Origin of the sequence: Argonema antarcticum A004/B2 (genome assembly GCF_023333585.1) — a bacterium.
GTDB lineage: Bacteria > Cyanobacteriota > Cyanobacteriia > Cyanobacteriales > Aerosakkonemataceae > Argonema > Argonema antarcticum.
Map to the genome: position 1 here is coordinate 46,301 of NZ_JAIQZN010000034.1, position 23,917 is coordinate 70,217.

At 43.6% G+C, this 23,917-nt stretch carries 20 protein-coding genes and 1 tRNA gene; 13 read left to right on the forward strand and 8 right to left on the reverse strand.

Annotation, left to right across the window (positions count from 1 at the left end):
• Positions 1–179: 179 nt before the first annotated feature.
• Positions 180–1,217, forward strand: coding sequence for a methyltransferase (locus tag LAY57_RS16205; RefSeq protein ID WP_249067820.1), 1,038 nt, complete (start codon positions 180–182; stop codon positions 1,215–1,217).
• 50 nt (positions 1,218–1,267) lie between these two features.
• Positions 1,268–2,281, forward strand: coding sequence for an arsenosugar biosynthesis radical SAM (seleno)protein ArsS (gene arsS, locus LAY57_RS16210; protein WP_249067821.1), 1,014 nt, complete (start codon positions 1,268–1,270; stop codon positions 2,279–2,281).
• Between the two features lie 19 nt (positions 2,282–2,300).
• Here the strand turns inward: arsS and LAY57_RS16215 are convergent, their stop codons facing one another.
• Positions 2,301–2,564 carry a hypothetical protein gene (locus tag LAY57_RS16215; protein WP_249067822.1) on the reverse strand — a complete coding sequence of 88 codons (264 nt, stop codon included), beginning with the start codon at positions 2,562–2,564 and terminating at the stop codon, positions 2,301–2,303.
• On the opposite strand from LAY57_RS16215, the gene LAY57_RS16220 reads away from it, so the two are divergent.
• From LAY57_RS16220 to LAY57_RS16245, 6 genes are all read left to right on the forward strand, one after another.
• Complete coding sequence (locus tag LAY57_RS16220; protein WP_249067823.1) at positions 2,550–3,230, forward strand: TVP38/TMEM64 family protein; 681 nt, start codon at positions 2,550–2,552, stop codon at positions 3,228–3,230. The two genes, LAY57_RS16215 and LAY57_RS16220, sit on opposite strands and share 15 nt — an antisense overlap.
• A 404-nt stretch (positions 3,231–3,634) precedes the next feature.
• Entirely contained in the window at positions 3,635–4,906 is a 1,272-nt protein-coding gene (locus tag LAY57_RS16225; RefSeq protein WP_249067824.1) for a glycoside hydrolase family 5 protein, read from the forward strand.
• A gap of 134 nt (positions 4,907–5,040) precedes the next feature.
• Positions 5,041–5,114: transfer RNA gene (locus tag LAY57_RS16230), tRNA-Asp, on the forward strand.
• Positions 5,115–5,189: 75 nt separating this feature from the next.
• On the forward strand, positions 5,190–6,728 hold the full coding sequence (gene gltX / locus LAY57_RS16235) for a glutamate--tRNA ligase (protein WP_249067838.1): 1,539 nt from the start codon (positions 5,190–5,192) through the stop codon (positions 6,726–6,728).
• A gap of 447 nt (positions 6,729–7,175) precedes the next feature.
• Positions 7,176–7,808: a hypothetical protein gene (locus tag LAY57_RS16240; protein ID WP_249067825.1), complete on the forward strand. Its 633-nt coding sequence runs from the start codon at positions 7,176–7,178 to the stop codon at positions 7,806–7,808.
• Between the two features lie 58 nt (positions 7,809–7,866).
• Positions 7,867–8,664 carry a creatininase family protein gene (locus LAY57_RS16245; RefSeq protein ID WP_249067839.1) on the forward strand — a complete coding sequence of 266 codons (798 nt, stop codon included), beginning with the start codon at positions 7,867–7,869 and terminating at the stop codon, positions 8,662–8,664.
• Positions 8,665–8,952: 288 nt separating this feature from the next.
• Here LAY57_RS16245 and LAY57_RS16250 read toward each other — a convergent pair whose 3' ends face one another.
• Positions 8,953–10,341 (reverse strand): hypothetical protein, encoded by a 1,389-nt coding sequence (locus tag LAY57_RS16250; RefSeq protein ID WP_249067826.1) that lies wholly within the window; start codon positions 10,339–10,341, stop codon positions 8,953–8,955.
• Between the two features lie 60 nt (positions 10,342–10,401).
• Positions 10,402–11,445, reverse strand: coding sequence for a hypothetical protein (locus LAY57_RS16255; protein ID WP_249067827.1), 1,044 nt, complete (start codon positions 11,443–11,445; stop codon positions 10,402–10,404).
• A gap of 137 nt (positions 11,446–11,582) precedes the next feature.
• Between LAY57_RS16255 and LAY57_RS16260 the strand changes: the two genes are divergently transcribed.
• Positions 11,583–11,819, forward strand: a complete 237-nt coding sequence (locus LAY57_RS16260) for a DUF2358 domain-containing protein (RefSeq protein WP_249067828.1) — start codon at positions 11,583–11,585, stop codon at positions 11,817–11,819.
• Positions 11,820–11,852: 33 nt separating this feature from the next.
• Here the strand turns inward: LAY57_RS16260 and LAY57_RS16265 are convergent, their stop codons facing one another.
• The 4 genes from LAY57_RS16265 to LAY57_RS16280 all read right to left on the reverse strand — a co-directional run bounded on the left by LAY57_RS16265 (position 11,853) and on the right by LAY57_RS16280 (position 17,215).
• Positions 11,853–12,722 (reverse strand): alpha/beta fold hydrolase, encoded by an 870-nt coding sequence (locus LAY57_RS16265; RefSeq protein ID WP_249067829.1) that lies wholly within the window; start codon positions 12,720–12,722, stop codon positions 11,853–11,855.
• A gap of 142 nt (positions 12,723–12,864) precedes the next feature.
• Positions 12,865–13,278 carry a peptide chain release factor 1 gene (locus LAY57_RS16270; RefSeq protein WP_249067830.1) on the reverse strand — a complete coding sequence of 138 codons (414 nt, stop codon included), beginning with the start codon at positions 13,276–13,278 and terminating at the stop codon, positions 12,865–12,867.
• 101 nt (positions 13,279–13,379) lie between these two features.
• The gene (locus LAY57_RS16275) at positions 13,380–15,353 is read right to left on the reverse strand and encodes a sensor histidine kinase (RefSeq protein ID WP_249067831.1); all 1,974 of its coding nucleotides are present in this window, start codon (positions 15,351–15,353) and stop codon (positions 13,380–13,382) included.
• A gap of 536 nt (positions 15,354–15,889) precedes the next feature.
• Positions 15,890–17,215, reverse strand: a complete 1,326-nt coding sequence (locus LAY57_RS16280; RefSeq protein WP_249067832.1) for a Sll1247 family protein — start codon at positions 17,213–17,215, stop codon at positions 15,890–15,892.
• Between the two features lie 325 nt (positions 17,216–17,540).
• Here LAY57_RS16280 and LAY57_RS16285 point away from each other — a divergent pair, with 325 nt between their 5' ends.
• The 4 genes from LAY57_RS16285 (at position 17,541) to LAY57_RS16300 (ending at position 22,843) form a co-directional block, all read left to right on the forward strand.
• A complete protein-coding gene (locus tag LAY57_RS16285; RefSeq protein WP_249067833.1) occupies positions 17,541–18,989 on the forward strand; it encodes a DUF3370 domain-containing protein in 1,449 nt (482 codons plus the stop codon).
• A gap of 264 nt (positions 18,990–19,253) precedes the next feature.
• A complete protein-coding gene (locus LAY57_RS16290) occupies positions 19,254–20,885 on the forward strand; it encodes a cyclic peptide export ABC transporter (RefSeq protein ID WP_249067834.1) in 1,632 nt (543 codons plus the stop codon).
• Positions 20,886–20,994: 109 nt separating this feature from the next.
• Entirely contained in the window at positions 20,995–21,942 is a 948-nt protein-coding gene (gene pip / locus LAY57_RS16295; RefSeq protein ID WP_249067835.1) for a prolyl aminopeptidase, read from the forward strand.
• 145 nt (positions 21,943–22,087) lie between these two features.
• Positions 22,088–22,843, forward strand: a complete 756-nt coding sequence (locus LAY57_RS16300) for a class I SAM-dependent methyltransferase (protein ID WP_420839090.1) — start codon at positions 22,088–22,090, stop codon at positions 22,841–22,843.
• Between the two features lie 156 nt (positions 22,844–22,999).
• Here LAY57_RS16300 and LAY57_RS16305 read toward each other — a convergent pair whose 3' ends face one another.
• On the reverse strand, positions 23,000–23,863 hold the full coding sequence (locus LAY57_RS16305; protein WP_249067836.1) for a methyltransferase: 864 nt from the start codon (positions 23,861–23,863) through the stop codon (positions 23,000–23,002).
• Positions 23,864–23,917 lie beyond the last annotated feature (54 nt).

The following is a 23,917-nucleotide window of genomic DNA, read 5'->3' on the forward strand; positions in this document are numbered from 1 at the left end:
GGTAACTCCTGCGAAACCGGGTTTCTATTCTTTGCCGGGACAAATTCCAATAGGAACTAAACTAGAAGTTGTTGCTAGTCAGCAGTCAGTAGTGACCCCAGACTGACGCTTGGGGTCAGTTATAATTGAGAGCAAACTACCGATCGGCAACTACCAACTACTACTAGCGATCGCTAACTATGACAAAACCAGAAAATTCCCAAAACTCGAACGAAATGCCGCCCTCCCAGGCGATGTTGCAAATGATCGTTGGGCCTTGGGTATCGCAGGCAATCTATGTTGCGGCTAAACTCGGTATTGCTGACTTGCTGAAAGATGGGCCGAAAACTAGCGATGAACTTGCCAACGCAACTGGCACTCATGCGCGATCGCTCCACCGTGTACTGCGTGCCCTCGCCAGTGTGGGTGTCTTCACCTTAGCAGAAGACTTTCGCTACTTCCTGACGCCTCTAGCAGAATGCCTTTTAAGAGATGTTCCAGGTTCGCTGTATTCCACCGCCGTTATGTTTGGCGAGGAGTGGCACTGGCGACCTTTGGGCGAGATGCTTCATACCGTCAAGACGGGCGAACCGGCGTTCGATCGCGTCTTCGGCATGGAGTTGTTCCCGTACATGGGCAAAAACGCAGAAGCTGCCAAAATATTCGACGAGGCGATGACCAGTCTTTCTGCCAGAAATAATGCGGCTATTCCAGCTGCATATAACTTTTCGCCCTACAGCAAGTTAGTGGAAGTTTCGGGTGGACAGGGAACTCTGACGATCTCCATCCTCAAAGCAAACCCAGGACTCAAGGGTATTCTCTTCGATCAACCGTCAGTTATTGAAGGTGCAAAGTCTGCGATCGAGGCACAAGGACTTGGCGATCGCTTGCAGCTTGCGAGTGGCAACTTTTTTGAGTCGGTGCCTAGTGGCGGTGACATCTATATGCTTAAGAACATTATTCACGACTGGGACGACGAGCGATCGATTGCGATCCTCAAGAATTGCCACAGCGCAATGGTGGAAAATGGAAAACTTCTGGTCATCGAGATGGCGTTACCGTCGGGTAATGAGCCCTCGTTTGGTAAGCTTGCTGACTTGGAAATGCTCGTCAGTCAACCAGGTTGGGAACGCACCGAAGCTGAGTATCGAGATTTGTTTAAAGCCGCAGGTTTCCATCTGACGAAAATTGTTCCAACCGCATCTCCCTTAAGTGCGATCGAGGGTGTGCCCGTTTAGGATCGAGAGTAGAAAAGCGAAATTAACTGGTACTACCAACAGAGAGAGAAATGACTCAGACTAGAGTAATGGATGGGATTTCAGATTCGTCTGTGACACCCTTTAAAAAAAAGCTGGGCTCGCAATTAGCTAAAAACAAAATATCTGTTTTACAAATCAATCTGGGCAAACGCTGCAATCTCGCCTGCACTCATTGCCATGTGGAAGCTGGGCCAAAACGCACTGAAGAACTGTCCCCAGAAATTTGCCACCAACTAATTGAACTAATCTATAAATTTCCCCAAATAAAGATTGTTGACCTCACTGGCGGGGCACCGGAAATGCTCTATGGCTTTAAGCCAATAGTGGAAGCAGCGCGTCATGCCGATAAACAAGTAATTGTGAGGTCTAACCTTACCATTTATTTTGAAGAAGGGTTTCAGGATATTCCCGAATATTGTGCCAAACATCAACTGAAAATCGTTGCTTCCCTACCCTGCTACCTACAAGATAATGTCGATAAAATGCGCGGGACAGGTGTTTACGAGCGATCGATTCTCGCTCTCCAGTGGCTGAACAAGCTGGGCTACGGTCAAAAACCGAATTTAATCCTTGACTTAGTATACAATCCACCAATTCCCAAAACAGCACAATTCTCTTTAACTGCCAATCAAATTAAACTTGAGCAGGATTACAAGAAGTTCTTAAAGGAGCATTTTAATATTGATTTTAATAACTTATTTACTATTACTAATTTACCGATCGGGCGGACAAAGCTGCATTTAGATCGTCAAAACCTTTATGCTCCTTATCTAAAATTTTTGGAATCGAATTTTAATGGCAGTACTACTGAATATTTAATGTGCCGGAATGAACTGTCTATTGATTATCTGGGAAATGTCTATGATTGCGACTTTAACCAGATGGAAAATCTGCCCGCCAAACTCAAGGGTGGTGAAACGCTGACAGTTACAAAGTTATTGGCAGCGGTAAATTTAGATTCGATCGATGAGGTGCAAACAGCGCCATACTGCTATGGTTGTACAGCGGGATCGGGTTCTAGCTGTGGTGGCGCTTTATTATAGAGGCTAGGGGCAAGAAAAGTCAAAAGTTAGTAGGGGCGGGTTTTGTAAAATATTCTGTTGGTAATGAGATGTGTGGGCTAAACCCGCCCGTACAAAAGGGATTGGGGATTGGGGATTGGGATTGACAACTGACAACTGACGACTGACAACTGACGACTGACAACTGACAACTGACGACTGACAACTGACAACTGACAACTGACAACTGACAACTGACGACTGACAACTGACAACTGACAACTGACAACTGACTAATGACTAATAACCAATGACTAATAACCAAAAAAAGCATTCATGGATAAGACTGGTGATTGGAATAGCAGTCTTTATTGCGGCTGACATAATCATCCTTAAATTTACACCAGTCGGCGCTTGGCTAAGGCCAGAAAATCTGCAAGAAGTGAAACAACAGGCGGGAATTTTTGCACCGTTGGGGTACATCGTCATTTATTTCGTGGCGGCGTTATTGGCAGTTCCGGGTACGATTTTAACGCTGTCAGCAGGAGCGCTGTTTGGGGCGTTCTGGGGTGCATTATGGACGATAATTGGGGCGACGTTGGGGGCTACGGGTGCTTTTTTGGTAGCCCGATTTATCGCGGGTGATTGGGCCAGACAGCAGTTTGAAGGGGCCGATCGCTTGCGCCAACTCAGTCAGGGTATTGAAGAAGATGGGTTTTGGTTTGCTTTGTCGATTCGTTTAGCGCCAGTTTTTCCATTTAATGCCGTTAACTACTTGTTGGGTTTGACCCCGATTACCCTACCTAGTTACGTGCTGGCAACAGGGGTAGGAATTATACCAGGAACCTTTGCTTATGCTTGGTTGGGGCAAGGTGGACTAGAAGCCGCGACAGGTCGTCCGCCTTGGCAGCTCTTCGGTGCCTTGGCAATGCTGGCTGTGCTATCTACTTTGCCGATCGTTTTGAAGCGTTGGAAATCTAACAAAACATAGCTATTCACCTAGAAGAAACACTGAAACTTTACACTAACTTTACAAAATCTTTAAATACTCAAATATGTATAGGACTTACGCAATGGCCCCCCTAGCCCCCCAAATCTGGGGGGCTAGGGGGGCAAAACCTTGGTTTTGCGTAAGGACTGTATGTATTTTTGATAAAGCTAATATAAATTTTCAGTGAAGTACGTAAAATTACTAGCAAATTGAAGAAAGTTATGCCAATACTATTTTAAAGCTCCTGAGTATTACTTAGTTTTGGTTTGCATAATCTGTAATTTTACGTACATTATGGATGCTATTTACAAGTCCAACACAGATATTCAAGGCTTTCAGGTTATAGCAAGAGCGCTTTACTAAGTAATTTCCAGGAATACTAGCATCTACCAGATAGCAAAAAAATGAAATACCTTAAATTGTTCGGCATCACACTTATCTGTTCTATGCTGCCAGGAATTTCTCATGCCAATGCAGCTATTTTAAGTTCGACAAGCCTTGATAGCGGGAGTATTAGCCAAATCGCCGATTCGCGCTTTGATGAGCTAACACGCGGCATTAATCTAACCCACTGGTTCTCGCAAGCCTCTAACTTTGACGCGAACTACATTACCGAACAAGACATCGAAGGCATCAAGAATTTAGGATTTGAACACATCCGCTTGCCCATCGACGCTGCTTTTCTATTCGATCAAAATAACCCAGGAATACTTAATAGCCAAAATCTGCAATACCTGGACGACGCCCTTAATAAGATTGAGGCTCACGACTTGTCCGTAATTATCGACCTTAGCCCAAAAGATAATTTTAAAGAGCGTCTGGCTAACGATGATGCTTTCGTCACCTCTACGGCACAATTCTGGAAGGCTTTAGCTGCACACCTCAGTATTCGCGATCCAGAACAAGTTTTTCTAGAAACGCTCAACGAACCCGCCTTCGGTTACTTTCTTAAAGATACCGAAATTGACCCAATACAACACTGGAATGAGGTTCAGGGAAAGCTGTTGGCTGCTATGCGGGAAGGGGCACCAAATCATACTCTGATTGCGAAGGGATACGATTGGGACAGCATTGATGGTCTCAAGACGCTGACTCCTGTGGAAGATCCAAATGTGGTTTATAATTTCCACTTTTATGAGCCAATGGTTTTCACGCATCAGGGCGCAGACTGGATGGATGAGGAGTTTTCCTATATCCACGATTTGCCCTATCCTTACAATCAAGAAAGCTGTGCGGCGGTTATACCAACGATAATTAATGACAGTGCGAAGGAATGGGCGCAGTCTTATTGCGACCAACAGTGGGATGCAGCCAAACTGGAAAAACGGATTGCTAAAGCAGCCGCTTGGGCGGCAGAAAACAATGTGCGGCTTACTGCTAATGAGTTTGGCGTCTACCGTCCTTTTCTTGGGGAGGACGATCGCGTTGCTTGGATTGGCGATGTACGATCGATCTTGGAAAAATATGATATTGGTTGGGCGATGTGGTCTTACTCAGATGGTTTTGGTTTGGTGAAGGAGAACGAGGAGGGAGAACGCATCCCTAATGAGAGTGTTGTCAAAGCGCTTGGTTTATCTGATGACGAACATCGCAAAATTCCAGAACCAAGTGCGATCGCTGGATTTGTCCTGGTATCGTTGATGCTAATACGACACAAGCGCTTTGCAGGCCGTTAACTCTTGGACACCAAGCCACAGACAGGCCAAAGGCCCAGTCCTGCTCAATGCCCAAAAGTTATTAATGTAAAGTTTTGTAACTACAGTTTGACAACTTACAAAAAGATCTACATAATGGAGATTGTGTGGAAAAAGGGACTGTAGTTCAATTGGTTAGAGCACCGCCCTGTCACGGCGGAAGTTGCGGGTTCGAGCCCCGTCAGTCCCGTAAAATCAAGGATACAAAGATAAATAAAAGATGAACGATGAAAATCGTTCCGCGAACGAGAAGAGAGAATCTGCTGTGACTGTTAGAGTTCGGATTGCACCCAGTCCTACTGGAAACTTACATATCGGTACGGCCAGAACGGCTGTATTTAACTGGCTGTTTGCCCGTAATCAAGGTGGGCAGTTTATCTTGCGAATTGAGGACACGGATTTAGAGCGATCGCGCCCGGAATACACCGAGAACATCCTCGATGGTCTGACTTGGCTGGGGTTCAATTGGGATGAAGGGCCATTTTTCCAAACTAAGCGTTTTGACCTCTACCGACAAGCAATTCAAACGCTGCTGGATAAAGGTTTGGCCTATCGTTGCTATAGTAGCGAGGTCGATCTGGAAGAAATGCGATCGGCTCAAAAAGCCAGAAAAGAGGCTCCCCGCTACGATAACCGCCACCGCAACCTGACGCCAGAGCAAGAGGCAGCTTTTTCTTCAGAAGGGCGACGCCCGGTAATTCGCTTCAAAATCGATGATGACCGGGAGATTTCCTGGAACGATATGGTACGAGGAAAAGTTACCTGGAAAGGAAGCGACCTGGGTGGGGATATGGTGATTGCCCGTGCTTCGGAAACAGAAGCCTTTGCTCAACCTTTATACAACCTGGCGGTGGTGATAGATGACATTGATATGAAAATCACTCATGTCATTCGGGGAGAAGACCATATCGCCAACACAGCTAAACAAATTCTGCTTTACGAAGCTTTGGGTGCAGGAATACCAGAATTTGCCCATACACCCTTGATTTTGGACAAGGAAGGGCGCAAACTCTCCAAACGGCGTGGTGTGACCTCCATCTTTGACTTTAAGAAGTTGGGCTATATGGCGGAAGCTTTAGTCAATTACATGACCCTATTGGGGTGGTCGCCGCCAGATTCCACCAAGGAAATTTTTAGTTTGCAGCAAGCAGCTGAACAGTTCAGTTTCGATCGTGTCAATAAAGCAGGGGCGAAGTTTGATTGGGATAAGCTGAATTGGCTCAATAGTCAGTATCTGCACAATATGCCAGTATCCCAGTTGTGCGACCTGCTGATTCCCTACTGGCAAGAGGCGGGACATGAATTCGATCCCGTGAACGATCGGGCCTGGTTGGAGCAGATAACCGCTTTGATTGGCCCCAGCTTAGTTCGTTTGCCAGTGAGCGATCGCTACTTAAGCGATACTGAGTGGGTAGAACAAATCGAAGCTCTCAAGAACGCCGATCCCACTGGCCCCAGCGCCGTTCCCAGCCCAGATGCGATCGTTATGAGCCGGTATCTCTTCACCTCCAGTGTAGAATTCACCGAAGAAGGAAAAGCGCAGTTGCAACAACCAGCAGCCAAAACAGTTCTAGAAGCCATTCTAAAAGCTGTCGATAGCCATCAACCGCTGACAGAAGCAGGGACACAAGAGATAATTAAACAAGTGACAAAAGAACAAAATCTCAAAAAAGGTTTAGTAATGCGAAGTCTCCGCGCTGCTCTCACCGGCGATGTGCATGGCCCTGACCTGATTCAATCTTGGCTGCTCCTGCATCACCGAGGATTAGATCGGGTTCGCTTACAGCAGGCGATCGAAAATTAAAGTGAATAATTTTTCAATTCTTCATTTTTAAATAATTTAGCTTTTGATATGCTATATTTTTAGCATATCAAAAGTTAAATTATCTTAATTTTTATGGAACTCGGTTAGTAATCTTGTCGTCCTTTGCCTTAGACCTCTTGCAAAAGTCGAAATATATTAACCGCCAGGGCGGTTAGGACTTACTAAAACGCTATAATTCACAGAAAGCATATCAGTTTTGACTTTTGCTATATGTAATCAGATTCATCTCTTTTACCGAAAACCGAGCCAAAGCCCCCGGCTTTAGACGTGGGGATGTAAGCAATTCGCGGTTTTAACCGCAGTCAAATATTACATAATTCGCGATCGCGAATCGCTTCGCTAACGCCTACATCCACATTCATCTGCGGTAAAAAATCAAGAATTAGTATTTTTGCAAGAAGTTTATTCAGGGTAATTATAAGTCTAATGCTTTTCCTAAAGTCTGTGACAATTGGAGTGCCAAATAGGGAGCCTAATCTAGGGGCAAAATTAAAGTCAAAAAGCAATTCTCCCCTGCTTCCCTACATTACTAAGGCTGAGCCGGAGAACGCCCAAAGAAGGCAAAAGGGAAAAGAGAGAAAAGAAACTTCTTTTCTCTCCTACTTTTTGGTTTTTAGTTTTTACTTTTTACTTTCCGAAAAGATTCTAGCTCAGCCAGCCCCGCCTATGCCTCTGTTCGACAATCTCACCATCGGGCCTGGGTTTAAGCCAGACCCCAGGACTATTCGAGGCATCAGCGGCGGTTTGGAACGTGCCAGCGACATCGCCGGTCGTCAGGAAACAGCAAATGGCCCTTGTGTTGGTTTTGTGGGCAAAAATCCTAGCCACACGCTAGTTCTGAGTTCTCCTTTTAACTATCTGCGAGTTCAGGTTCAAAGTCCAGACGACACTACTTTAGTGATTCAAGGCCCAGGTGGAACTTGGTGTAATGATGATAGCGAAGGGAAAAATGCTGGTATTGCTGGTGAGTGGCTACCTGGAACGTATAGCATTTGGATTGGATCTTATCAAAAAAACAAGTATACTCCATACATTATTCGGGTCACACAAGTTCAGTGAATTTATTAACACTCCCACCCCGTCATGTGGTGGTTTCAGATAGCACTTAAAAAATATGATGCACAGTTTTATTCCGCCGACACGCTTTTTTCCTTATTTAAGCTGGAAAGATATTCAAGCTATGCCGGATAAGCCAAATGTAGTGTTAATTTTACCTGTGGGTGCGATCGAACAACACGGTCCGCATCTACCCCTGATTGTGGATGCGGCGATCGGCGAAGGAGTACTGGGTAAAGCGCTGTCAAAGCTCGAAACCGATATCCCCGCTTACGCCCTACCGTCGCTGTATTACGGCAAATCGAACGAACACTGGCATTTCCCCGGTACAATTACCCTCAGCGCTCAAACTCTGTTGTCAACAATCACCGAAATTGCCGAAAGTCTTTACCGGGCTGGTTTTCGGAAATTGGTCTTGATGAATTCCCACGGCGGTCAGCCCCAGGTGATGGAAATTGCGGCGCGGGATCTTCGTGTAAAGTATGAGGATTTGATGGTTTTCCCGTTGTTTACGTGGCGGGTGCCGCATATTACTAAGGAATTACTGACGCCAAAGGAGTCACAGCTAGGTATTCATGCGGGTGATGCGGAAACCAGTTTGATGCTGTCGATTTTGCCAGACCAGGTGAAGATGGATGCAGCTGTGGCGGAGTATCCCGATTTGCCAAAGGATAATCTTCTGACTATGGAGGGTAGGTTGCAATTTGGCTGGGTGACGCGGGACTTGAGCCAAAGCGGTGTGGTGGGCGACGCGACTGTGGCGACGAAGGAAAAAGGCGATCGCATCCTGGAATCGCTTTCTGATAGTTGGGTACAGATGATTAAAGATGTCTACGCTTTTCCTCAACCCGGTTTATGAAGACATCTTGCAAAAATCAATATACTTCATATAAACTTCATATAATTCATCTGCGTTCATCTGCATTCATCTGCGGTAAAAAATGATTCGTATTGCGACAATAAATCTCTTGTTTGAAAATCTAAAATCCAATAATTCATCTGCGTTCAGCGGCGTACCCTGCGGTCAGGCTGAGCCTACATCTGTCTTCATCTATGGTAAAAAATGATTCGTATTGAGACAATAAATCTCTTGTTTGAAAATCCAAAATCCAAAATCCAAAATCTAAGGCCCGATCGCTGTTACCCATCATGTTTCATCTAAATTCATCGATTGTCTCATAGCAATAGCACTTTTAATTTGCTCCAAGATACTTGAGGTATCACTTATTAACTCCTGTTCCGTAAAGTGCAAAGTAACAAACCCTTTCATGGTTTGTTGGATCAACTTACATTTAAATTTAAGTTCATCAGAACTATCCCATTTCTCACCCCTCATATAATTTTCATCTCTACAATAAGCAATAATATTGTAAGGTTCAAACTGTAAGATTGAGCAACTTGCCAAGTTATTTTTAGGCGTATATTTTCCGATCTGTGGCAAAGGAAAATTTTGCCGTTCCATAGATTTTAAAAGGTTGATAACTATAGGAGAACATTCTGATGGTAATGTAAAATTTTGCCATAATTCGCCATATTCTAAACTTGTTATTGGCTGGCTTATATTATCCATAGGCAAATTACTATCCGTTGTATCTAATCTTACAGACTCCGATAGATCGGGAGCTATAAATGTCTTATAGGGAATTGCATTACTATCCCTATTTATACCTTCCCTGCTTTCAAATTTGGGCACGATAAAATTACTAATTGATTCTTCTATGGCGGTAAATCTTTCAAAAAAGACTTGACTTCTAGGAGTTATTTCTTGAAACATCTCCTTAATCTGCTTAAAATTTTCCTTAAGCTGTCCTAAAGCTCCTAAATGATTTTCGTAAGCAGATATTTTATCTTTTAATGTCTGGATTTCCTGTTCGTATCTTAACTGATTAGATTCAAATTTCTGCCGGATATTTTTAGCATCCTCTCTAGCAATTTCAGCTTCCGTACTAAGTCTTACTTTTTCATCATCCCCATAGGGAACCGGGTCAATACCATAAACGCTTACTATTTGCAAATTTCGCCATCCAGAGCTAGCCAATTTTCCAACAGCAGTCATTCCTTTGGTTAAATAAAGGATAAATGTTGAAAAAGAAGCTCCAATCGTAAAAGAGGTAGCTAAATTCAACCACAGGTTAAAATCTCTTGACTGATTACTTTCCAAAAAAGCTAAAGAGGTCAGTAGGAGATCTGCTAGAAATACTATCCAGATGGGGGAAAAATTTTTACCTATGAAAGGTAAAAATAATTTCAACTTCTCGTTCAGAATATTTGACTCATCTATTAAAACAGTTATAGGTAGAGTTGCTGTGGCAATAAAACCGAGTAAATTGTTAGTAGGGATTCCAAATACTTTAGCTCTATCTGGTATATTGAATGTTGTTTTAAAGAAGTTATCCAGAATAGCAAACTGGGCGAAGCCGAAAAATATTAGCACCACAAATACTACACAAAGTAAGATTAGCCACAATCTAGTTTCATCGTGGTATTTCTTTTCAAGCCTTGGTATCCTAGAAATAGGTTGGCTCTCTTTACTCATAAATAAAATATCAATGATTACAGCTTGACAGTTAAGTAGGAGTGAATTCAATACCCACCCTTACTTGTCAGGATCGGTATTACACTTATTGGGAGCGATCGGATCGGCTAGATCTTGAGGAACGGAGCAGTAACCCGATTGTGGGCTAGCTTGGTATCCTTGGGCGTCTAGCTGAACTATGTTCGGTTCAAGCTCTCTATTGTAGTGTACTCCTCCCATTTTGTCTATATCATTAAGCTCATTAGCAACGCTAGGAGAAACTTCTTTACCAGGGTAAAAAATGTCACTTCCTTTAGGACTGTCGTCTTCAACTGACCTCAAGACTTCAACCAATTCTGGATAATTCGAGAAACTCCATTTATAAAATCCTCCAACCCGATTCCAGGTATAAGGTTTAACCAAGATTTTAGGATTTTTTTCGATTACTTCAAAGGGGATTGAAACTATAAAAATTATTTTTTCTATTTCTGGTGAATAAATATCTAAGTTCTTTTCTAGGCTTAAATTAAGTACTTGTTTTTCTTCTTGTTCAATGCTCCATTTCCAAGCCAAACAGGAATCGTATTTCGTATAGAACCACTGCCCTGCGATTCGATCTATACGTCCGATAAAAAATCTATTACTTTTATTAGAAATAGTAATTATTGTGGTAATCTTTGGAGCTGACTGATTTCCTTTTAAGGTGATGGGTTCTCCAGTTTCTGATTTGAGATTATCGGGAACTGCTAAAACTATTTTTTGAGGCGAACAAGCTCGCTCGCTAAAAAATTTATTATAAATACGCTTCTTTGATTGCACGCTAATGGCTTCACCACTTGTTGCTTGTAGTTCGCAAGAATGACTGCGTAATTTAAATCCTAAAAAAATTAAGCTGAAAAATACTATAATTGCTAGGATTCGGGATAAACTTTTCATGGTGACACTTAGCGATGCGATCGCTCTTTGCATTGCCTCTATGGTAGCGCGAACCTTGCGTAAAACTAAACACAACGGCGAAAGCCTATCCCAATGCGCCGTGGCTGGGCCTGACTCGTTTCCAGATTCAACCTGGAAACGCTCTACTTGGAGGCTCTGGAGGTAGGTTGTTGCGCTAAAGCGCAACAACCTACCCTTTCAGGTCGAGATTTCGTTGCTTTAACCCGCATATTCCCGGTTTCTGGCATTATTTGGACTGGCGCTCTAGCCTCTTGCCTAGTAACGAGTAGAATAATCGCAGTATCAGAGAGTGGTGGTCTAAGCGCGTGGAACATCAATTGCAAGTGGAACAGGTAGTAAATACACTCAAAAAAGACCTACCGACGCTTTTTGAGAAAGACATATCCTACGACATTTATAGTCAGGATATCTACTTTCAAGACCCTGGCTACTCTACTTACAAACTGAACAAAGACTGTTTGATTTACGAGCATATTGACACTTGGGATCGCTCTAGTGGCGAGATTTTGAAGCAGTTCATCCGCAAGGGAGGCGAAAGCTAGAACACCGATTCAGTAATACTTTGCGGTGCGTTTTTAGCTTGTAGGGGCGAGGAATTCTCGCATATACTGATTTACCAAATGTGGCCGTTCCTGCTGTACCCAATGACTGCAATTGGGGATGTACTCGATCCGAAAGTCTCGCACATACGCTTGGGTGCCGTAGGTGAGTTCCTTGCCAAGAGCTGTATCGTTTTCTCCCCAAATCATCAGTGTGGGAACTTCCAGAACGCTCCAATCTCGATTTAGTAGTTTTTGCTGGAAAATATTGCGGTAATAGTTCAGCGCTGCGGTAATAGCACCCGGTTTTGCGGCTGCTTGCTTGTAAGCTTCAATATCCGCCTGCGTAAAGGCGTTTTTGTCAACAGCCATCCGAGTAAAAACAGTTCCAATTGCTCGGTAATGCGATCGCGCTAAGAACAATTCCGGTAGCATAGGTAGCTGAAAAAAGAATATATAATAACTGCGTCGCAACTGTTGTAGAGTGCGTAAACCATCGGCAAATTTGGCTGGGTGAGGTAGGTTCATCACAATCAATCGCTCTACCATTTCGGGATGGGCGTAGGCGAAATTCCAGGCGATCGCACCACCCCAGTCATGACCCACAAGAACGCATTTTTCGTAACCGAGTCCTTTAATTACCCCCTCAACATCTTTGATGAATTCATCCATCACATAAGCCGCCAGATTGATCGGCTTATCGCTGTCGTTGTAGCCACGCAAATCGAGGGCAACAACCTTAAAATCCTTGGCAAACTCCGGTATCTGGTGCCGCCACGAGTACCAAAACTCAGGAAATCCGTGCAGCATTAGCATCAGGGGCCCCTCTCCCTGAGTTACGTAGTGCAGCTTTATCCCGTTGCTGATGATGCGATCGTGTTTCCAGGGAGCCTCTGTCACAAACATTTATCTTTCCTCAGTTGTTTTGGTTATGCTAACAACTTCGCTCATCCAAACATCCCCCACAAAAGGGGGATTTAGTATGAATAAAAATTAACTATACCCTGAATAGATTTAATCAACAAATGACTAATCAGCAATTTTTAATTTATCGCCAATATCGCTGACCTTGCCAAAAGATACCAAGAGGAAGACCCATCAACTGAGTGCCTTGCAAATTTACCAGAACAACTGGTAAAGGTAGAAGTAACTTCAAACTTAAAACTAAAGCTAAACACGGAACTAGAGCCCACAAGACATTACCGTTGATTCTCACTTGTGGATAGAACCGCTCAAGTAAGCAAACCGCCAGAATCCCTACGCTAGCTGCTACGAGAAAAATCATCAATACACCTAAAGGGGGTGCATATAGACTAGATAGCGTGGCACGGATTAGAGAAGAGTATCTCAGTCCTAAATTGAGTAAGAATTCTAGGATAGCAACAATAAGAGTCGTGAAGGCAGAAACTTGGAATAGGGATAACCAAGGTAGATATTTCAAGCTACGTAAAGGATCTGACATAGGGCAAACAACTCCTAGATTGCTTTAATTATATCCTGACTGACGACCTTACAGTAGCCGGAGCTTTCTGGGAAGATGCTTTCTTAAGGCAGGCTGACCACCTAAGATCTGGGTACTTTAATGTTGTCGCTGGTAATTTTGTTCGTGAAACTTGTGCATAACACAATTACAAACTCCGCACCCTTACCGGCTGCTGAAATACACTTCATCTGCCCGCCATGTTTTTCGACAACAATTTGATAGCTAATCGACAAACCCAAACCAGTACCCTTACCGATTGGCTTCGTAGTAAAGAAAGGATCGAATAATTTTTGGTGTACCTCTTCTGTGATGCCAGAGCCATTATCCGAAATTCTAATCGCTATGTGAGTGGAGTTGATTTTTTCAGTGTGAATCCTAATCTGAGGTTTAGGCGCTTCTTGGCACCCCATTTCCAAGGCATCAATCGCATTAGCTAGCAAATTCATAAATACTTGGTTTAACTGCCCAGCATAACACTCCACCAAGGGCAGATCGCCATATTCTTTAATTACCTCAATGGCGGGACGATCGGGCTTGGCTTTGAGCCGGTGCTGCAAAATTAGTAAGGTACTATCAATTCCTTCGTGAATGTCCACTGACTTCATTTCTGCTTCATCCAAACGGGAAAAGTTCCGTAAACTAAGGACAATTTCCCGGATGCGTTCAGCGCCCAACTTCATGGAAGAAAGCAGTTTGGATAAATCTTCCATCAGGAAATCCAATTCAATGGCTTCTGCTTTTTCATCAATCTCTGGAACAGGATTGGGATAGTTATGCTGGTAAAGACGTATAAGTTCCATCAATTCTTGAGTGTATTGATGAGCGTAATTGATATTGCCGTAAATGAAATTGATCGGGTTGTTAATTTCATGAGCGACACCTGCGACTAGCTGCCCTAAACTGGATATTTTTTCAGTTTGAATTAGCTGTGCTTGGGTTTGTTGCAGCTTGTGCAAAGCAAGTTCGAGTTGTTCGGCTTTTTGTCTTTCCCTCTCTTCACTTTGCCGTAAAGCCTTTTCGGTAGAAATGCGATCGGCAATTTCATTTTCTAATTGCTCGTTGGTTTGCCTTAGCTGAATCGTGCGTTGTTCAACTCTATTTTCTAGCTCTTCATTTGCTTTTTTTAGTGCTTTTTCCGCTCTATGACGCTGACCGTCGATGATCCCAAGATCTTTAGCATTCCACCAAATCAAAACTGCAAAAACGACAATATTCAATATTCCTAACAAGGATATCGCCATTTCAGCAGTGTAGACGTTTGAGCGGTAACCTGATAACATTAACCAACCGATCATTGGCGGAATAACAATCGCAGCTGGGGACAAACTTCTAGCCATGATGCCGCCAGCGTCACCGCTAGTCACGGCTGCCATCAATCCTTTGTCCGGGTCGGCAAACAATATGCCGAAGCACAGCAGAATGAATGCTACAGCTGTATGCAATGCGATCGCTGTATAAGAAGGGCCAGCTTTATAAAAGTACGCATTACCATAGATGTATCCTAATAAACCCAGTAGAGCGATCGAAAATGCTACTAAAGTAAATGACTGAGCAGGGCGATAGTTGGGGCGCGGTATACTTAATAGCAATAGCGCAGAGCCCAGCAATAAAAAATTCAGGGCAGTATTGGGTGCCATCCGACCGGGATTTGCGGTGCTAACAGCGCTTATATCTTCCTTGAAAAAAAGTTGGTCGATGCCAAAGTTTAAGTGAAAACTATACTCAATTAATGTGAGCAGACTAATAAAAATTACGAGGCTAGCGCAGGCCAAAGCATTGCCACGCAAGTACTTGCGCCTATTGCCACTGTCCTGTTTTTGATGCCACAGCCACAGAGATGCTCCACTTAAAATGAAGCAGATAGCTGTGTTTGCTTTCATACTTACCAGTCCCGGCAAGATGCTTTTGAGGATTGTAATATCGAAAATCCAGCCTGTAATGACGACACAACCAATTAGGAAGACAGTAATACCAGCTTTTTTGGAAAAGGATTGCATAGAAGCGATTAGGGCGGGTGTTTTATAAACTTGTAGTGTCTGATAAGAAAGTTTCATGTTCTCGCTCTCAAAGGTTGCTGTTTACTATTGAACAAGAAACAAAATCAGATCTGTGTTCCAAATTATACAACCTATCAAAAAACTGAGCGTTGCTAAACTAGCTGAACTTGCAGGGATGGGGAAATCTACCGTTTCAACGATCGAAACTGGCTCTGATACCCATAACTCCTCAAACCTAAAAAAGTCTCAAGCAACCGCTGGGAATGACTTAGAGGCTATCTCAAAACTCTAGATCCCATGTATTGCCAAGCGTCATAACGGGGATACAGCTTTTTTTAGGTGAGTTAGGTACAGAAATCCCCAACTTCTCCAAGAAGTCGAGGATCTCGCGGCTCTTTTGTTCAAAAAAATAACATTTTTATTCCTCTGCTTCTTTGCTCGAATAGGATAGTATAGCAACTGCCAGGGCGGTTTGGTAATTGAGCGGAGTCCAAATGCCCACTTGGTCAGTGCATTTGGACTCCGCTCAATGACCAAAAATGCACTAAGTGCCAAGCCGACTGCTATAAATACAGAAAAGCCTCAAATGCTTTTTACATTCCCCATTTAGTTTGAGAAAAAACTCGATAAGAATCCCCATCATTAATAGACTGATTAGTTAGATTAACATTTTCCATATTCACCAAGTTGTATCGGACATTTTCTGTGTAAATGGTTAATATAATTTTAGAAATCTCCAAAAAATTAATCACCCAATGACATTCCTTTTGCGAATAAGATTCGTAGTTCTCAATCAACTTAGCCATACAAACTTCTAAATGAGTCCGACTGCGCGGACAAATTAGAATAATCTTGAGGAGAAGAATTGAAAGAGTTAGAGGATTTCCTTGAGAAGCTAAGGAAACAAAAAGCGACGAAGGTTTCCCATCTTTTTCAGTGGTTAAGTATTCAATCACCCGATTACAAGTTTTTAGCAGCAGAGCATTACTCAACTCTTCTTCATTAGATGTTTGATAAAGAAATTCTAGCTTTTTAGTTAGCCCTGTCTTTAGAGCCTCTGCCAATCCTTGATTATCTAAAGAAAATATTAAATATTTTAGCAGGCTTTGCTTAAACGCACTGTAAGTAAGTCGTTGAGTTTGTTTAATAAAAATATTGCCTAAACTTACATAGTTGAACGCGCCGCGTTTTCCTACAACTTTCTTGATTAAACGCAAAGCTTCATCACCAAGGGCTGTAGGGTTCTCTGTTTTTCTATTTTTGGATGAAGCAGAGTGAGAATGAGCTGTGTACATTGCCAAATCGAATTTGAACTCCTCTTGCAACTGTTTTGCCAGTCCTCTAGCAGCTTCCCTCTGCTCGATTAAGTTTTTAGAATTGGTATACTGAGGAGCTAGTAAATAAGAAGTGTAGCGGCTCTTCCAGTGTTCTTTTTCACGATGATCGTATCTGGAAACAAATAACTTTAGTTCTTCGTAGTCTTCGCTATTAATAAAAATATTGAGCCACATCCTTAGATTTTTTACGCTCACAGATAGGGTAGACTGCCTGTTCGTCAAATTAGAAAGGAGTTCAATTAAATCTTGTGCTGGCTTGTATTTTCTGCTAAAAATCCAGTTATTGAGAAGGATATAAATAGAACGTTTTAATGTGTTTATGAAATCTGATTGATTATTAGAGTAAAGGATTTCTTTAAGAGCTTTTTGTGGTTCTGAATGAAGCAATCCCACTGGATTAATAAATAAACGTTCAAATTCAGATAAAACTAAGTCTGGTGACTGTTGTTTAACAATATTTAGGAAGAACTGGCAAATTATTTCCTGATGAGTGGTAAGATTCTGCCCTGGATGGTTTGATTTAGTCACTGTTGTTGTCTGTTGAGCATTTGATAAGACATGGCTGAGTGTTGGAATTTTCATAACTTGTGAGTGCTAAGTTGTGACTTGAGGTTAAAAGCTCTGCTCTAGCATGGCTCTAGGTCTGACTCTTAATTTTAAATGTAATGGTTTTCTATACCTTACCTGGTGATTGAGGACTTTGATAGAGTATGACAAGCACCTCACGGCTTGGTGAGGTCAGAGACCATATAAGCGTGACGCCAGTCACAAGGGCGATCGCAATTTCAATAATGAACGCTGTTGAGTCCATGAGTGCGAAAATATACTGAAATTACTCTCAGTGTTTTTGCAATAACGACCTGATAACTAGCGCTCATACCACCATTATGCGAGTAATATCAGTAACATGATCAAAAAAACAAGCAGTCCTCCGCCTACGCATTACATCTTCGTTCTCGCACTTATTGGTGTGAGCGGCTGCTGGCTATTAAGGCAAAAATCTGTACCATCTCCTGAAACTTTAGCCGTAGCGCAAGACACACCAACACCAAAGCCAACGCCCCAAATTATCGTGCAACCTCAGCCAGTAAAGGCTTTGGCAGGAAGCTTGGATACGGTGCCGATGTTTAACAGCAATAGCCCAGAATGGTTGAAGATGGAAGGAATTTTACTTTCTACTTTTCCGCCTACAAGAAAAGCTGTTCCGGCGGCGCATCTGAATTTTCCTTTTCAGGGACGGTTCGATTTATTTGTTCACCACCAAACTATCAATCCCAAGGATTTGCAAACCTATTATTTGGGAGTAATTCTGCATAATCCAGGTTCTCAAATCGTTACGGTGGATGTATTGCAGGCGGCGAGTTATTTGACTCAGGATTCACCTTATATTAAATTACCGCACTATGTGGAAAATCCCGATAATACTGTTTATGCTGGCCCTGGCGATCGGGCCGTGCATGATGTACTGCAAGGAAAACGACAAGTTGATTTTCCTGCTAAGCTAATTATTCGCCCCGGTCAAAGTGCGATGTTGATGAATCTTCCCATGCCGGTACGAAATTTTGAAAAGCCGCAAAACGGTCGGTCTACGTTAATGCGATTAAGCAGTAGCGGTAAGGTTTATGCAGCTAGTTTGGCGATGTTTGCTAAGCAAAATCCTGATGGTACTGAACGTGCGCCCACTTTAGCAGAATGGCAAGCCCTTCTGGATAGAGGTAATTTAGCAAGCCCGCGAGATAAAACGCCTTCTTCTCCACAACAAATTGGCGGTCAATTGATTTACAGTCGCGTTGCAGGTGTGGCGCAAGGTTCTAGATGGCAGGCGTTGTTAGTCGATCGGCCAGGTGCCAAAGATTTTACTATTCCACAGCGGGGTAAAGGTGTTTCATATCCGATCGCAACTTTGCGGGGTGGACGGTTAGGCACCGAGCAAATCCAAACCGCCAAAATGCTAGTCCGCTATCCAGATACAGCTTATGAAGCGCACGGTAATTACGGAATAGAATATAACATCAATTTGCCGCTTTACAATGCGACAAACCAACCGGAAACGGTTAGTTTAACTTTGGAAACACCTTTAAAAGAAGACAGGTTAAGTCAAGGAGGATTAATTTTCCGAAATCCATCTTTTAATTTTCCGTGGTTCCGAGGCAGCGTGCGGTTGCGCTATAAAGATGACCGAGGACAGCAGCTGACTCGCTATGTGCATTTGTGGCAACCGATGGGTCAGGTTTTGGAACCTTTGGTGCAATTGGGAATGCCACCAGGCGATCGCCGATCGGTACAAATAGACTTTATCTATCCTCCCGATTCGACACCGCCGCAAGTGCTGACCATTAGAACCGCAGAAAATTAACCCCACCCCCAATAATCGATTTCAGTAACATAGTATGGGTCATTAGACCTCTCCGAAAAACATTGTAGAGACGTTTCATGAAACGTCTCTACAAGGGTTCTAGGGCTAGCACCTTTAATTTCTGGAGAGGTCTATTGACTTCTACCCATTTTTCTGGTTCATAAATATAAGCGTTGTTACTTAGAATACGATTAGCCCCAGCCCTTCCATTCGATCGATTCGCCTCTCGTAGGCGATCGCAATAAAGACACTGAGCAGGTTTGAATGAACGTCATCTATCTTCTTCTACGCGCATCTTGGAGCCTTGTGGCGATCGCTGTCTTCACAGGTTTGCTCAGCGGAGCTTGCAGCGCTCGACTGATTGCTCTGATCAACAATGCCGCTAACGGCGGCATCCAGACAACCACCTCAATCTTGAGCTTTGTCGGTCTAGCAATGGTGGTACTCATCTCTGGACTCGTCTCCCAGATTTTGTTAATCCGCCTTTCCCAAGGAGTGATCTTCGACCTGCAAATACGCTTGAGCCGCCGGATTTTATCCACCTCTTTGCGTCACCTGGAACAACTGGGTGCCCCTCGTCTTTTAGCAACTCTCACAGAAGATGTTCAAGCGCTTTCTACCAGTGTTTTTGTTATTCCCTTCCTCTGCATCGATCTTGCCATAGTAATTGGCTGCATGATTTATTTAGGCTGGCTTTCCTGGCAAGCATTGCTGGGGATGATCTGCTTCATAATTGCAGCTATATTCATTGTTCAATTACTGTTAAACAAGGGGACTCACTTCTTTACTCTCGCTCGCGAAGAACAAGATAAATTGTTTAAACACTTCCGCGCCATCACGGAAGGTATTAAAGAATTAAAGCTGCACCAACAGCGCCGTGAAGCCTTTCTATCAAGCGAACTCCAACCCACGGCTGCCGCTGCGCGAGATTACAAAGTTGTCAGCTTGAATATCTTCTCTATTGCTTCTAATGGAGGTCAAATCCTCTTTTTCTTTGCGACGGCGCTGTTGATTTTTTGTCTTCCCAAATTGGCTAATATTAGCACTTCTGTATTATCCGCCTATATTTTGACGATCACTTACTTAATGATGCCCGTCAAGAACATTATGGATATGCTTCCCAACTTGAGCAGAGCCAGCGTTGCTTTAAGGAAGATAGAAACTTTGGGTTTATCATTAGCTAGTGAATCTGAGTCTAACGAAAACGCAATTGTTCGGCCTAACTTAACGTCCGACTGGCAGCGCTTAGAACTGATGGGAGTTACTCATGCTTATAGCGGACAAAATGAGAAACATAATTTTATTCTTGGCCCGATCGATCTCGTTTTTCGGCCAGGAGAACTGGTGTTTTTAGTCGGGGGTAATGGCAGCGGTAAATCTACTCTTGCAAAACTCATTACCGGACTTTATATCCCTGAAAGTGGAGAAATTATGGTCGATGGTAAGCCGATCGACAAGGAGACTAGAGAATGGTATCGGCAGCAATTTGCAGTGGTTTTTTCGGACTTTTATTTGTTTGAAAGCTTGTTGGGTTTGGGTAACTCCAATCTTGAGACTCAAACGCAAGATTATCTGATCAAACTAGAATTAGACCACAAAGTGCAAGTAAAAGATGGCGTGCTTTCAACTACTGCTTTATCCCAAGGACAGCGCAAGCGTTTGGGTTTACTCACTGCCTATTTGGAAGACCGTCCGATCTATTTATTTGATGAGTGGGCATCAGATCAAGACCCAGTTTTTAAGGAGATTTTTTATACTCAACTATTGCCAGAACTTAAGAACCGAGGTAAAACTGTGCTAGTTATCAGTCACGATGACCGATATTTTCACTCATGCGATCGCATTGTCAAACTCGATTACGGTAAAGTAGAATATGACAAGCACTTGCACAATTAATTTTTAGCGATTTTTGTAGGGTGGGCACTGCCCACCACTTAAATACTTGTACAGTAGAAAGGTTCTAGCGGATTTGATATTACTGCTAAAGCAGTGCTAAAATATTGAAATGAAAGAACTTTATCCTCCTATCATTCCTTACAGACAAGGAACTTTACAGGTTTCTGACCTCCACACCATTTATTTTGAAGAGTCAGGCAACCCGCAAGGAAAGCCAATAGTTTTACTGCACGGTGGGCCTGGTGGTGGTTGTCCGCCCTTTTATCGCCAATATTTTAACCCCGAAAAATGGCGGTTGGTGATGTTTGACCAACGCGGTTGCGGAAAAAGTACGCCTCATGCCGAACTGCGGGAAAATACGACTTGGGATTTGGTCAGTGACATTGAAAAATTGCGATCGCATTTAGGCATCGACAAATGGGTTATCTTCGGCGGCAGTTGGGGAAGTACCCTGTCCTTGGCGTACAGTCAAACCCATCCCGAACGCTGCAAAGGACTAATCCTGCGCGGCATCTTCATGTTGAGACAAAAAGAATTGCGCTGGTTCTATCAAGAAGGCACTAGCTATCTGTTTCCCGATGCTTGGGAGGAGTATATAAAACCAATTCCTCCCGATGAACGGGATGATATGATAGCAGCTTATTATAAACGGTTGACCAGTCCAGATCTTCAAATCAGATTCGCAGCTGCCCGTGCTTGGTCAATCTGGGAAGGTAGCACCAGTAAATTATTAGTAGACCCAGATTTAAAGCACAAATTCGGGGATCATCAATTCGCAGATGCTTTTGCCAGAATTGAGTGTCATTACTTCATTAATAAAGGCTTCCTAGAAACAGAAGAACAATTACTTTTGAATATCGATCGCATCCGCCACCTTCCAGCAGTAATTGTTCAGGGACGGTACGATGTAGTCTGTCCGATGATATCAGCTTGGGAATTGCATCGTGCTTGGCCTGAAGCAGAATTTATCGTTGTCCCCGATGCTGGACATTCGATGAGCGAACCGGGAATTCGCAGTGCCTTGATTGAAGCAACGGACAAGTTTGCTACGTTATAGCTAAGCTGCAAGCTGTCGGATATTCCGTATTTATTATGCTATTTGAGCAGAGGAGCAGAGTCATAAAAATGTGATTTTTTTGAAAACAGCATCACAACTCCGAAATATCCTAAAAATGTAGCATTATTGGAGCAAAATCTGCCTGATGTCTAAACAAAATTCGCAGCCATCCGCTCAACGGAAAACGCCTTCATCTGGGATTGAAGGCTTTGACGCATATCAATTAGAAAAAATCCAGGAAACCATGATTGCCCAAGTGGCACATCGGTTTAACAAAGAGTACCGAGGTGAAGCTTTTGAACTACCACCGGAAGTCGAAGCAATGCCAATTTTTAGGGAATGGGCTGGCGGTACGCTCAATCCTAAAATTACTTCTCCTTTTTGGCAAATTGCACAACCTCAAAAGAACCAGCGTTGTTTAGATATTGGCTGTGGTGTCAGCTTCTTAATTTACCCTTGGCGGGATTGGGGAGCGTATTTCTACGGTCAGGAAATCAGCACAGTGGCACGGGATGCACTCAATTCTCGCGGTTCCCAACTTAACTCGAAGTTATTTAAGGCAGTTCAACTAGGAGCAGCTCACGAGTTAAAATATGAAGACGCTTTTTTCGATCTAGCGATCGCTACTGGTTCTAGTTGTTATTTTCCAATCAACTACTGGCAAGCTGTTATGGCAGAAGTCAAGCGGGTTTTGAAACCGGATGGTCGGTTTGTATTTGACGTTCTCGACCCTACTAAACCTTTGGCTGAAGATTGGGCAGTTTTAGAAATGTATTTGGGTGCCGAAGTTTTTTTAGAGTCGATCGCCGCATGGGAAAAAGCCATAAAAGACGCGGGTGCCAAAGTGGAGAAGAAGCACGATGGAGAAATGTTTGCTGTCTACGAAGTCAGTTTTTCTTAATAAAAAACCTAGAGGAGATGCGCTCTAGGTTTTCTTTGTTGATGTCAGGAGCAATTAGAAGCTATATCTATAATGAGCAACCAAGATGGCGATGTTGTGACGCTGGTATTTCAATCTTGTGAAGAATGAACTGCCGCAGTTGCGATCGCCATTAGCCTACTTGTATGAAATCACTACCTGGGCCAAGGAAGGAGGCAGGGGGTGGAGTTCGCTTCGCGCAAAACCCGCATTGCTAAACATCTGTTCGTATTCCGCAAAAGTATAAGCGTCGCCGTGAGGGGTTGTAGCAAGCATCACCAAACTGAAACGTGCGGCTTCGGGGGGCGTAACCCGGTCTGAGTTGGGAACTTGTTCCAAGGTTACCACCCTACCTTCAGGAGCGATCGCTGTATATATTTTCTTAAGCAGCGTTTCACAGGTTGCCACATCGAAATGATGCAAAAAGTTGGTGAGCAAAACTAAATCGTAGCCAGTGCCCCAATCAACATCAAAAGCGCTGCCAGGGATGGTACTGTAGCGATCGCCAACTCCCCCCGCTTGAGCGTTTTCTTTTGCAACCTCCAGCACTCCAGACCAATCTACAGCTACGATTTGGGCATGGGGATTGCGTTGAGCGATCGCAATGCCAAACACACCGTGACCTGCTGCAATATCAAGCACTTTCAACGGCTTACTGGCATCGCCGTCTACCAGTTGCGCCATCAATTGTGCCGGAACCGCCATCAAGGGTGCCATAGCCTTAGCAAAGTTTACCCATACGGGGTGATCGGGTGCCACCGTTCCCGCGTCTGGTATCGCCGTACCGCCTTTTCTGACGGCAGCAGCAACATCTTTGAATCCATCCACCATCGTCTGGGAAACGAGGAATTCCACTGCGCTACCCATGTACCCAGGACTCTGCTTGACAAGGAACTTCGCTGCATCTGGAGTCAGTCCGTAGCGATCGGCTTCCTTAGTCAGAAAGTCGATCGTTACCAAATAGTCGCACAAAATCCGCATCCGTTCGATTTTTGCTAACATTCATTAACAAAAACTTCCTGTTTCATCTGGGACTGTCGGCAGCACCCCATCCAC